Below are 11,355 nucleotides of genomic sequence, written 5' to 3'. Positions count from 1 at the left end.
ATATGATGGGTTACGCTGTCACCGCATTAAAGACAGCAGGTTACCAATCAGATGAAATACCAGCAACTTGAAAATCTGGAATGTGGATGGAAATGGCAGTACCTCATGCACCGATATCAGGAAGGTGTTCAGATCACCCGTTATATCGATAAAAGTGAAGTTGACCATGCCGTTTCGTTATTAAACAACATTGAGCATGAACCAGTCCATGTTTTAGAATGGATTGAGCAACATATGTCTCCTGAGCTGGATAACAAACTGAAGCAGGCGATTCGGGCGAAACGAAAAAGGCATTACAATGCTGAACAGATTCATACCCGGAAAAAGTCAATTGATCTGGATTATCGGGTATGGGAAAAACTGTCTTATCGTGCTAGTGAATTAGGGTGTACTTTATCTGAGGCAATTGAGTATCTCCTCAGTGAAGCATCTAAAACGGAAAAGGCGAGTCAGAAGATGAGCTCGCTGAAAGAAGATTTGAACCGACTATTATCTGATTAATCAAGGGGGTAGCCTCATGATGTACGTCATTATCATTGCTGCGGCAGTGATTTTTTGGTTGCTGGTTCTCGATCGGCCAGTTTTGTATGTAAATTTCAAAGATGGTCAAATGGCCAAGGTGAGAGGGCATCTGCCGGGGACGTTAAAACATAACCTGAGTGAAATTGGCCATCATTCTCCCTTTGACGGATACCTGAAAGCGTATCAGCGTCGGGAGGGAATTCGGCTCAAATTTTCTCCTTCGGTGCCGAAGAATACCCAGCAACGCATTCGGAATGTTTTTCCTTTCAGTAACCTGAAAAAATCAGACGCCACTAAAAGAAATAAGCATTAAAAATTATAAGCCTGCCTTATGTTGCAATTCCTTGATTATGAGCTAGATTTTATATTGGCTAAAGGAATAAGAACAATGTCATGGCTCTGTCGAAAACATATACTAAGCACATTTTTTATTTCTTCATTTTCGGGGTCATTATTTCAATGGCCTCTACGTTTGTTATCCTCATTACCTTCCAAAATCAAAGTAACACAATGGCGAAAAGCCATGCTAAGTCTTTCTTTTCCAGAGCTGAGCAATATACTGAACTTTATATGAATCAGGTGAAAAACTCACTTCAGTTTGTGCAGGAAAGTGAAGTTTTACATGATTTCATGGTGCATCCGGAGCATGAAAATCAGATATTGCTCCGGTCAATGATTCAACAGGTGACTCAGAGTCTGCCTGCTATTTATCAGTTAACTATTCTGGATAGTAACGGAAGCTCGCAAATAGATTTCGTAAAAGCAGGTCCTCCAAATGTGAAGATTGACATTCTGTCTGCTTATGAGATACCACAATTTCCTGACTTTCATCTGCTTCGTAAAGCCAGACCGACCGATATCTGGTTTTCCGGGCTCACAAAACTGGCTGATTCAAGAGGGGAGTTAAAGCTGACACTTCAGGTTGGTCTGCCGGTTTTTGTTAACTCCCGTTTTGCTGGTGTCGTTGTTGCAAAACTGGATACCGGGAATTTATTGCGGCAACTTCTGAAACCCTCTGGTGCTGAAAACTATTTACTGGATAAATATGGTCACGTTTTATATTCGAATCAGGTTCCGGTAGATGCATGGGAAAGTGAGAATCAACCATCCGTAACTACACCGAGACCAAAATCTTTAGTGATGTGGAGGGCAATAGGGTTTTCCACTTTTCATCTGTCACATATCATTCCCGGGCCGGATCAATTAACTCTGGCATACCGGGTTCAGGATGCCTTTGAGCAGGAACTTGGTATGCCACGTTCAACATATGCCATTTTGTTGATTGCTATCGTGGTCGTGTTTTCAGTACCGATTGGGGCATTAATTGCATGGAAAACTGCTCGCCGTCAGATTATGTTAAATAGGCTGTCGGTAGAAAGTCAGGAAAGTCTGGATATTATCGATCAGTATGTACCGGTGGTTCTCACTGACAAGCAGGGATGCATTCAACGTTGCAATGACGCATTTTCGCAGTTAACCGGCTATGCGAAAACTGAATTACTCGGCCGATCCTACGGCATGCTCAGTCATCCTTTGGCTGCGAATCAGTTACAGTTTTCAATGTTCAGAACACTTTTGCCTGGCAGACAGTGGCAAGGCGAACTCCATAGCCAGACTCGTGGCGGAGATGAGCTGTGGTTACATACATCAATTATCCCGAGATTTGATGAAATGCAGAATCTGACCGGTTATATGGCAATTTTTACCGACAGAACAGACAGAAAGCTCGTTGAACGTATGGCAGAAAGGGATCCGCTGACCGGGATTTATAACCGGATGAAAATTGATGAATTGCTCCGGGGTTATCTGGCTCAGTCAGATAAGTCTGGCAGGGAGTTTGCCATCATCCTGATCGATGTTGATTATTTCAAGGCAATCAATGATGAGCACGGGCATCTGGTCGGAGACAATACACTGATAGAAATGACGCACTTGCTTCAGCACTCTTTAAACCAGCCTAATGAGATTGGCCGTTGGGGAGGTGAAGAGTTTATAGTGATTTGTCCTCAGTCTGATTATATGGAAGCGTATCATCTGGCAAATAAGCTCTGCACCATTGTGTCTGAGCACCATTTCAGGCATACAGGTCAGGTCACAATCAGTCTGGGTGTGAGTTCATCGATTGGAAAAGATTCTGTTGCCGAATTATTAAATGAGGCAGATCAAGGTTTATATGAAGCCAAAGATCGGGGACGTTGTCAGGTTGTCGGGCGTTTCAGCGTGGAGAAACAATCTTCATTACCTTCAGAGCAGGAAGAAGCTGAAGAGCCTGGAGCTGAGATGCTTAGTTAATCTGTGATTTCGCCCTTGTTCATTATATATTCTGATGCACTATAACTAGTTGACTTAATCAAAATAAAATAAATCCAACTCCTAAATAATTAAATTTTATTTAAAGAATAAGAATAATCATCACAAATATAAATCAAGTTGCTGTTTTATTTGTTAGTTATATCATCGTTAGCTGGAACTATATTGATTTGGCAATATAATTCACTCGCTTTATTTATTTAAGAATATAATCATTTCAATTATGGATAGCTATATTCATGAGTTTTAGAGCTTTTCCCGTGTTACATAAATGTGCGTGGGTATAATTTAGGTAAGTTAATTATTCATTAATGAAATATTTGAGGTTAGGAATAGCAATGAATCATACAAGAATAAATAATTCCATTAAGTTAGGTTTCGGTCTGTTGGGTACGTTCTGTGCTTTACCTGCCTTTGCCGGTTATGCAGTTGACTGTTTAGATAATACTGTCGGTTCCACATTTATTCGCAAAGGTGAAATTTATTTAGTTGTTGATAATAATTTAATCAAAAATAAAGATTATCTGAATAAACTGGAAAACGGTAATATTCGCTTTTGTACTTCTCATGTGACAGATATGTCAGAAGTTTTTTTAAATGCTGCCACTTTTAATCAGCCAATCGGCGATTGGGATACATCGAATGTTACTTCTATGCAGCAGATGTTTGAAGGAGCAGAAGTATTTAATCAGGATATTAGTCATTGGGATACTTCTAAAGTTACAAATATGTTAGCGATGTTTAATGAGGCAAGTAACTTTAACCAAAATATAGGCTATTGGGATGTGTCTCATGTTGAAAGAATGGGAGCGATGTTCAGGTATGCTAAAGCTTTTAACCAAAATATAGGATATTGGGATACCTCCAGCGTAAAAAATACTGTGCGGATGTTTATGAATGCTCAACAGTTCAATCAGGATATCGGTCATTGGGATATGTCCAATGTTACAGCAATGCTAGGGATGTTTTGGTATGCTTATAAATTTAACCAGGATATCGGTCATTGGGATACCTCTAATGTTACCCATATGAATTATATGTTTTACGGTGCCTTTGCCTTTAATCAGGATATCGGATACTGGGATACCTCTAAGGTGACTACCATGTATGCGATGTTTGCTTATACTGATGATTTCAATCAGGATTTAAGCTCTTGGGATGTGAGTAATGTAGGGAATAGTACTCATTTTGCTTTTGGAGCTTCAAGTTTTACTAATGAAGACTATTTCCCAATCTTTAATAATTAAGAAATATTGATAAGTTCCAATCCCTGATATTAATAGTGATATCAGGGATTTTTTCAGACGATTAGGCAATAATCTTGCAGTATTTATATATCCATAAGACAGCCAGATAGAGAATAATTAACGGCAACACAGATAAACCACATTTTTATCAGAGGGAATTCTTATGGCGTCAAAATTAGAAGGGTGCGTAGCGCTTGTCACCGGGGCAAGTAGCGGTATTGGTGAAGCAACAGCAAAGCTGTTAGCTCAACAGGGTGCAAAATTAGTGCTCGTTGCCAGACGGGAAGAGCGATTGAATCAACTGGCGAATGAAATCCGTGATTCTGGTGGTGAAGCGCTGGTTTTTGTCGCAGATATTACCGACTCATCACAAGCACAAGCGGCAGTAAAAGCCACCATTGAGCATTTCTCTCAGCTGGATATCCTAGTCAACAACGCTGGCGTGATGATTGTTAACCCTGTAGATGAGCAGACGATTGAGGATTGGGAACGGATGATTGACCTGAACCAGAAAGGTTTGCTTTACATGACGCAAGCGGCGCTTCCTTATTTAAAACAGGCTGCTGAGCACGGACAGCGGCGAGTCTCCGATATCGTGAATATTTCTTCACTTGCTGGCCGGGTTTCTATACCTAAGTTTGCTGTCTACAACATGACTAAATTCGGTGTTAATGGATTCAGTGAAGCATTACGTCAGGAACTTGCGCCTTTGCATGTTCGCGTTGGCGTTCTGGAGCCCGGTGCCGTCAGAACAGAACTCAATGACCATCATGTGGGTGCCGTTAAAGAAGCAATGGACGCCGTATTTGCTTCGGTAGAAGTATTAGAAGCTGAGGATATTGCTGATGGGATCGTCTATATGACAACACGGCCTCGGCATGTGACCATTCGGGAGCTGTTCATCCAGCCGTCAGAAAAAAGTTAAACAACAAGCAGCAGGCAGTATAGCACGCAGCGCAAAATTTTCTGGCTGTTTTGATTTTGTATATCTCGTATATATGGAAATCAGGTCAGCCAGATAGTGATTCCATTAAATATCATATAAATATCCTAAGAGGACATTTTAAAATGGCTCAAACCGGACATTACTAAATAGTTCTAACAAATGTAAGTACGTATTATATATATTATGTTAAATAAGGTTTGTTTTAATATTCAATGCTTTGTCCTTTGTTCCGCCTCAGTCTTCTGAACAATGTAAATTTTCTTTCTCGCTCTGCTCACTACCAAAAACAAACACACTGTGGCTGTTTTGGTTTACCTGCCACAGTGTGCTTTTCCTTTTGCATCAATGATAATTATGTGTGACCTTTTTTATTCTCCGCACTCATTAAATTACAACACCATTTCTGCTTTGATTTGCTCAACCCAGCCGGCAATGCGCTCGTCGGTTAAATGTGACTGGTTGTCTTTATCGATAACTAAACCCAGGAACATACCATTGTCGACTGCGTTCGATGCATTGAACTCATAACCGCCTGTCGGCCAGAATCCGACAACTTCTGCGCCGCTGTTCGCGACATAATCATAGAGCTCTCCCAATGCATCGACGAATTCGTTGCTGTAACTGACCTGATCGCCCAGCCCGAACAGCGCAACTTTCTTGCCGCTTAAGTCAATATTTTCGAAATTAGGTACAAATTCTTCCCAACTAACTTCCTGACATTCGGAAGATAATCCGGGCAACTGTCCTTCACCCAATGTTGGTGTTCCCAGAATCAGATAGTCATAAGCTGTAAATTCATCGACTTCAACACGATTGATATTCTTGGGTTTGTCCGCAATTGATTCTCCGAGCTGTTTATGGATTAATTTAGCAACTTTACGTGTGCTGCCGGTATCTGTGCCAAAAAAGATGCCTATTTTACTCATATGTCACTCCTGTGAATATCTCTGTTTCATGCTGTGTTTGTGATCTATTTGATTGAAAATTCAAGTTTTTCATGATGATGTTATTTAACATAACGTAATGCATTACTGATTAATCATCATCATCTTCCTCATCATCCGGCTGCCAGATCAGCGGACGGTAAATCTCAACCCGATCGCCGTTTTTTAACCTGGCATCAAGTGATGTCACCTTGCCGAAAATACCAACTTTCTGCTTATCCAGTGCAATCGCGGGAAACATTTCCAGAATTTTTGAATTGTGAATCGCTGTCAGAACCGTATCCTGTTCACCCACTTCAACCGGTAGCCATACCTGCTCTGACGGTAGTGCATACACGACGCTGACTTTCATGATTGTTCCTCCGCACTGACAATGACCTGCTGAGTTGTTCTGAGAGAGATTGATTCAAGCTTCTGTTTCAGCGCGAAAACCAGCCCCAGTATCAGAAAACCTCCGGGAGGCAGGATAACCAGCAGTAATCCCCGGTAGTCCGGAAACACTGTAGTTTCTAAAAATGATGCCCATGAGCCGAGCAATAAACTGGCATGGCTGAACAGCGTTCCACTGCCGATGATCTCCCGAATCGCCCCCAAAGCTGTCAGAACCCAGGTAAAGCCCAGTCCCATAAATAAACCATCGGTCACTGAAGGTAAAAATGCCGAACGGCTGGCGAATGCTTCAACCCGGCCAAGAATGGCACAGTTGGTCACAATCAGCGGGATGAAGAGTCCGAGCACTTTATGGAGTGAATGCAGATAAGCATTCAGCAATGCATCGGTTAACGTCACCAGTGTCGCAATAATAATGACATTCACTGGAATGCGAACCGTCTGGCTGATGATATCTTTTGCCAGTGAATTCAGTGCATTGGATACGATCATTACCACCATGGTTGCCAGCCCAAGGCCAAGTCCGTTGGTGGCGCTACTGGTAACGGCCAGCAGTGGACACAGCGCCAGAATTTGTTTGAGGACAATATTGTTATCCCACAAACCATTGCTGATGATTGAACGATAATGGATTTCTTTACTCATGACCGTTCTCCTTCTGATGCGCCAGCGCCTGCAATGCTTTATGAACACCTTTTACCACGCTACGTGGGGTGATTGTCGCACCGGTGAACTGATCGAAATCTCCCCCATCCTTTTTAACGGCCCAGAGTGGTGTATTGGTAAGTGAACGGTGATTGAATCCAAGTATCCATGAACTTTTCATCCGTTCGATTTTGTCTCCCAGACCGGGAGTTTCACTGTGACTGATAATTCTGACGCCCAGAATCTCGCCACGGGTATCGACCCCGACCAGATAACGGATCGGGCCACTGTAGCCTTCCTGTTCTCCTCTGATGACCCAGGCAATCACGCTTCCGGTATCGTTTTTTACCGGGAAAAGATCAAATGACGACCCCTCAAAATTGATAGTTTCACCCTGAGAAAACACTGAGTTGCTGTATGACTTCCCATTCAGGACCGCGTGCAGAAGCGCATTTTGATCTTCCGCGATACGCTGAGCAATTACCGGTTGTGTCAGCCACTGAGCTGTAACCAGCAGTATTGCAGCAATCCCACAGACAACTGCCAGAAGTCCGGACTGATAAGCAGCATAATTTTTCCATTTTTCAATCAATTGCCTCATGATTATTTCTCCCTGGCAGAGGCGTTATTGCTGCCGAAAATATTAGGTCGGAGGTAGTAATCAATGACCGGGCTGGCTGCATTCATGAGTAGTACTGCAAATGCGACACCTTCAGGGTAGCTACCGAAAGTACGAATCAGCCACACCAGAAAACCACAACCCAGTCCATAAAGAATCTGTCCCCGAATACTGGTTGGGGATGTCACCAGATCAGTTGCGATATAAAAGGCTCCAAGTATGGCTCCGCCAGAGGTCCACTGAGTCCAGAAAGGCAGGTAGTGCTCTGGATTGAACAGATGAGCCAGTAACGCCGGTACACCAAGGCCGATGAAGAAAGTGACGGGAATCGCCCAGTGAATGATGCGCCGGTAAAGTAAATACAAACCACCACATAGAATCAGTAACGCACATGTTTCTCCCAGACTGCCGGACTGGTTCCCTAAAGCCAGATCCATCCATGGCAGAGCTGTGTGATTCTCCGGGCTGAGTGCTGTTGCTGAACTCATTCCATCAAAGTGCAGCCATGTTGCAGGGACAGTCACCTGGTTGTGGCTGAAATCAATCGGTGTCGGATCGATCCATTGAGTCATTTCTACCGGGAAACAGATTAACAGCATCACCCGGGCCAGCATGGCAGGATTAAACAGGTTCTGCCCTAACCCGCCATAAATCTGTTTGCCGAGTACAACAGCAAAAACACTACCAAACACCGTCAGAGTCAGCGGAAATGCCGGGGGTAAACTCATAGCGAGTAGTAAGCCGGTCAGAATAGCCGATCCATCCATGCAGGCAAGCAGTCGTTTTTTCATCAGCAGCAGGCAAAACCATTCAGCCATAACCGCGGCGATACAGCTGGAAAGCAGGACATACAGTCCATGAAGACCGAACTGTAATACACCAAAGAGACAGGCTGGCAGCAGCGTCAGAATAACGGTGTACATGATTCGGGTACTGGAATTGGCACTATGACCGAAAGGTCCGGCAACGGCTTCATATTGAATCATGACTGTTTCTCCTCTTCATGATGGACGACACGAACCGGTCTTGGCGGACGCGAAGGTCGGGCTGTTGTCACAGTTGAGGAAGCGCCTGCGGGTGAAGGCTGGCGCGCCGGACGCCGCCGGGCTGACTGCGCTGCTTTTTTGGCTAACGCTTCCTGCTCAAGACGTTGTTGGCGGGCTTCTGTTAAGGCTTTGGCCTGGGCTGCTTTCTTTTCAGTCAGGCGATTCGCATGAATGACGCCTTTGGCATGCATAAAGTATTGCACCAGCGGAATCGAAGAAGGACAGACATAGCTACAGGCACCACAGGAAAGGCAGTTCTCTACGCCTAATTCCTCAGCCCGTTTAAAATCAGAAACTCTGGTGTATCCGGCAATCTGAAACGGCATCAGATGCATCGGACAGGCCCGGACACACTGACCACACCGGATACACTGCTGATGTTTATTGTCGGTGTACACTTCTTCATCGGTCAGGGCGAGAATACCGCTAACGGTTTTATCGACAGCAACCTGTAATGATGGAATCACCTGTCCCATCATCGGGCCGCCGAAAATCAGCCGTTCAGTCGATTCATTCAGGCCACCGCAGTAACTAATGATTTCATTGACCGGGGTTCCTATCGGCACTTCAATATTTTGTGGCTGGTTGATTCCTTTACCGGAAACAGTTACGACACGCTGAGTTAAAGGACGCTGAAAGCGGACAGCATGATATACGGCTCTGGCCGTCCCGATGTTGTTCACAACAATGCCAATATGAGTTGATAAACCACCGGCAGGGACTTCTTTCCCGGTCAGTGTTTTGATTAGGTGTTTTTCCGAGCCCATCGGATAAACACTCGGAACCTGACGGATCTGAATATTGCTGATGCCATCAGCCGCATGAAGCATTGCGTCAAATGCCTCGGGTTTGTTGTCTTCAATACCGACGATTGCCTGCTGTGCACCACTGGCTGTGAGCATAAACTGAATACCACTGATAATTTCACTGGCATGGCTTTGCATGACCAGATCATCGCAGGTTAAATACGGTTCACACTCACCACCGTTGATTATCAGTGTGTTGACATTAGCGGTACGGGCAAAGGAGAGTTTTGCCGCAGTCGGAAAGCCGGCACCACCGAGTCCGACAATCCCGGCCGCTTTAATACGGGCAATGATAATCTCACTACTGAGATGACGAATACTTCCCGCACGATAATCAATGCCCCAGTTGCGATCGTCATTGGCCCGGATTACCAGTGTTTCGCACTTTATTCTGGCCGGATGAGTGGTCAGCAGTTCGGTTACTGCGGTGACAATACCATTGACTGATGCATGGACCGGCGCAATCATATCCGTTTTGCCGACTGCCAATGTCTGTCCCCGGAAAACCTGATCGCCGATACCAACCAGAGGTTTCAGGCGCGCACCATTACGCAACTGAAGCGGCAGATAGATTTGACGTGGCCAGAAATCAGTATCAATACGGCGGTCATTAGTCAGTTCTTTATATGTTTTCGGGTGAATACCACCGCGAAAAGGTTGTCTGAAAAAACTCAGCATGGGCTCGCTCCTACACTGCAACCGGAATAGTCGGTTTCGGCCAGTACCAACCGGCGACATCCGGACTGGATTCAACCATGGTCAGGCAGTGTTGCGTGCAGGCTTTCTCACACAGTTGGCACCCGGTACAGACATCCTGAATCACGGTATGAAGCTGTTTCGGAGCGCCGACAATAGCATCAAACGGACAAGCCTTATAACAACGGTTACAACCGGTACATAAAGACTCTTCGATCTGTGCGATCCAATGCGTTTCTTCACTGGTCATGTCGATAGACTCTCCCAGAATTTCTGCAATTGAGACCGCCAGTGCTGCTCCTCCGGGAGGACAGGTGTCCGGACGCAATGAACCGGATACCATTTTCTCGGCGGCCTGACGACACCCTGCTTCCCCACACTGACCACACTGACCGCCGGGAAGCATTGACTCAATCCGATCAACTAACGGATGACTTTCGACACGAAACAGAATTGCAGCGTATCCGAGGACAATCCCCAGAATCGCACCCAGCAAGATAAAAAATAAAATCCCAACAACCCACATATGAATTCTCCTTCTGTTTCAGGCCATTCCGGCAAAGCCCATAAAAGCCATCGATAAGAAACCGGCCGTGATAAATGCGATTGGTGTTCCCCGGAATGCCGCCGGTACGTGACTCAGAACCAACTGGCTACGCAACCCCGCAAACAACGTAATCACAATCAAAAAGCCTGCTGCGGAGCCGGAGCTGAACATCAGCATCGCAGTGAAAGATAAGTTATCCTGTACCGCGAGCAGTGCGACACCGAATACTGCGCAGTTCGTCGTAATTAATGGCAGGTAAACACCAAGCGCCTGATACAGCTCCGGAAAGCTTTTTTTGACATACAATTCGGTAAACTGAACTACCGCCGCAATAATCAGAATAAATGCAATGATTCGCATGAACTCCAGCCCGAGCGGACGTAGTATCGCCAGCTCAACCAGCCAGGTGGTCACAGTTGCAAACGTCAGGACAAACGTGGTTGCGACGCCCATGCCGACCGCACTGCTGATCTTTCCGGATACGCCCATAAATGGACACAATCCGAGAAACTTAGCCAATACCACGTTATTGACGAATGCCGCACTCAGAAAAACAACCAACACATCAGACATCATTCTTATTCCTCAAGACTTGTTCCCTACCTTGTTTTTCCACTCTGGTGCATACGCTATGCCA

General features: G+C 44.9%; 13 protein-coding genes. 5 read left to right on the top strand and 8 right to left on the bottom strand.

The window, feature by feature from the left end:
* Positions 1-51 precede the first annotated feature (51 nt).
* From matP to OCU74_RS08425, 5 genes are all read left to right on the top strand, one after another.
* Positions 52-501 (top strand): macrodomain Ter protein MatP, encoded by a 450-nt coding sequence (gene matP, locus OCU74_RS08445; protein ID WP_087479302.1) that lies wholly within the window; start codon positions 52-54, stop codon positions 499-501.
* 16 nt (positions 502-517) lie between these two features.
* Positions 518-835 carry a DUF3634 family protein gene (locus OCU74_RS08440; RefSeq protein ID WP_087479301.1) on the top strand — a complete coding sequence of 106 codons (318 nt, stop codon included), beginning with the start codon at positions 518-520 and terminating at the stop codon, positions 833-835.
* 197 nt (positions 836-1,032) lie between these two features.
* Positions 1,033-2,814: a sensor domain-containing diguanylate cyclase gene (locus tag OCU74_RS08435; protein ID WP_159457376.1), complete on the top strand. Its 1,782-nt coding sequence runs from the start codon at positions 1,033-1,035 to the stop codon at positions 2,812-2,814.
* A gap of 356 nt (positions 2,815-3,170) precedes the next feature.
* Positions 3,171-4,079: a BspA family leucine-rich repeat surface protein gene (locus tag OCU74_RS08430; RefSeq protein ID WP_087479299.1), complete on the top strand. Its 909-nt coding sequence runs from the start codon at positions 3,171-3,173 to the stop codon at positions 4,077-4,079.
* 163 nt (positions 4,080-4,242) lie between these two features.
* Entirely contained in the window at positions 4,243-5,004 is a 762-nt protein-coding gene (locus tag OCU74_RS08425) for an SDR family oxidoreductase (RefSeq protein WP_087479298.1), read from the top strand.
* Between the two features lie 410 nt (positions 5,005-5,414).
* On the opposite strand, the gene OCU74_RS08420 is transcribed toward OCU74_RS08425, so the two are convergent.
* From OCU74_RS08420 to rsxA, 8 genes are all read right to left on the bottom strand, one after another.
* The gene (locus tag OCU74_RS08420; protein WP_087479297.1) at positions 5,415-5,951 is read right to left on the bottom strand and encodes a flavodoxin; all 537 of its coding nucleotides are present in this window, start codon (positions 5,949-5,951) and stop codon (positions 5,415-5,417) included.
* 109 nt (positions 5,952-6,060) lie between these two features.
* Complete coding sequence (locus tag OCU74_RS08415; RefSeq protein ID WP_087479296.1) at positions 6,061-6,321, bottom strand: RnfH family protein; 261 nt, start codon at positions 6,319-6,321, stop codon at positions 6,061-6,063.
* Complete coding sequence (locus tag OCU74_RS08410; protein WP_087479295.1) at positions 6,318-7,004, bottom strand: electron transport complex subunit E; 687 nt, start codon at positions 7,002-7,004, stop codon at positions 6,318-6,320. Before OCU74_RS08410 ends, OCU74_RS08415 begins: the two co-directional genes overlap by 4 nt.
* Positions 6,997-7,605: an RnfABCDGE type electron transport complex subunit G gene (locus OCU74_RS08405; protein ID WP_087479294.1), complete on the bottom strand. Its 609-nt coding sequence runs from the start codon at positions 7,603-7,605 to the stop codon at positions 6,997-6,999. The genes OCU74_RS08410 and OCU74_RS08405 overlap by 8 nt, the downstream gene beginning before the upstream one ends.
* A gap of 2 nt (positions 7,606-7,607) precedes the next feature.
* Entirely contained in the window at positions 7,608-8,609 is a 1,002-nt protein-coding gene (locus OCU74_RS08400; RefSeq protein WP_087479293.1) for an RnfABCDGE type electron transport complex subunit D, read from the bottom strand.
* A complete protein-coding gene (rsxC, locus tag OCU74_RS08395) occupies positions 8,606-10,153 on the bottom strand; it encodes an electron transport complex subunit RsxC (RefSeq protein WP_087479292.1) in 1,548 nt (515 codons plus the stop codon). Before rsxC ends, OCU74_RS08400 begins: the two co-directional genes overlap by 4 nt.
* Positions 10,154-10,163: 10 nt before the next feature.
* Complete coding sequence (locus tag OCU74_RS08390) at positions 10,164-10,697, bottom strand: RnfABCDGE type electron transport complex subunit B (protein WP_087479291.1); 534 nt, start codon at positions 10,695-10,697, stop codon at positions 10,164-10,166.
* Positions 10,698-10,715: 18 nt separating this feature from the next.
* Positions 10,716-11,291: an electron transport complex subunit RsxA gene (gene rsxA / locus OCU74_RS08385; RefSeq protein ID WP_087480078.1), complete on the bottom strand. Its 576-nt coding sequence runs from the start codon at positions 11,289-11,291 to the stop codon at positions 10,716-10,718.
* Between the last annotated feature and the right edge of the window lie 64 nt (positions 11,292-11,355).

Origin of the sequence: Vibrio mangrovi, from assembly GCF_024346955.1 — a bacterium.
Taxonomy (GTDB): domain Bacteria; phylum Pseudomonadota; class Gammaproteobacteria; order Enterobacterales; family Vibrionaceae; genus Vibrio; species Vibrio mangrovi.
The sequence above is the reverse complement of the archived record's forward strand: the minus strand, read 5'-3'. Positions and strand labels throughout refer to the sequence as shown.

Coding starts and splice junctions, on each gene's coding strand:
- matP (WP_087479302.1), top strand. CDS start 52: ATGAAATACCAGCAACTTGAAAATCTGGAATGTGGATGGAAATGGCAG.
- OCU74_RS08440 (WP_087479301.1), top strand. CDS start 518: ATGATGTACGTCATTATCATTGCTGCGGCAGTGATTTTTTGGTTGCTG.
- OCU74_RS08435 (WP_159457376.1), top strand. CDS start 1,033: ATGGCGAAAAGCCATGCTAAGTCTTTCTTTTCCAGAGCTGAGCAATAT.
- OCU74_RS08430 (WP_087479299.1), top strand. CDS start 3,171: ATGAATCATACAAGAATAAATAATTCCATTAAGTTAGGTTTCGGTCTG.
- OCU74_RS08425 (WP_087479298.1), top strand. CDS start 4,243: ATGGCGTCAAAATTAGAAGGGTGCGTAGCGCTTGTCACCGGGGCAAGT.
- OCU74_RS08420 (WP_087479297.1), bottom strand. CDS start 5,951: ATGAGTAAAATAGGCATCTTTTTTGGCACAGATACCGGCAGCACACGT.
- OCU74_RS08415 (WP_087479296.1), bottom strand. CDS start 6,321: ATGAAAGTCAGCGTCGTGTATGCACTACCGTCAGAGCAGGTATGGCTA.
- OCU74_RS08410 (WP_087479295.1), bottom strand. CDS start 7,004: ATGAGTAAAGAAATCCATTATCGTTCAATCATCAGCAATGGTTTGTGG.
- OCU74_RS08405 (WP_087479294.1), bottom strand. CDS start 7,605: ATGAGGCAATTGATTGAAAAATGGAAAAATTATGCTGCTTATCAGTCC.
- OCU74_RS08400 (WP_087479293.1), bottom strand. CDS start 8,609: ATGATTCAATATGAAGCCGTTGCCGGACCTTTCGGTCATAGTGCCAAT.
- rsxC (WP_087479292.1), bottom strand. CDS start 10,153: ATGCTGAGTTTTTTCAGACAACCTTTTCGCGGTGGTATTCACCCGAAA.
- OCU74_RS08390 (WP_087479291.1), bottom strand. CDS start 10,697: ATGTGGGTTGTTGGGATTTTATTTTTTATCTTGCTGGGTGCGATTCTG.
- rsxA (WP_087480078.1), bottom strand. CDS start 11,291: ATGTCTGATGTGTTGGTTGTTTTTCTGAGTGCGGCATTCGTCAATAAC.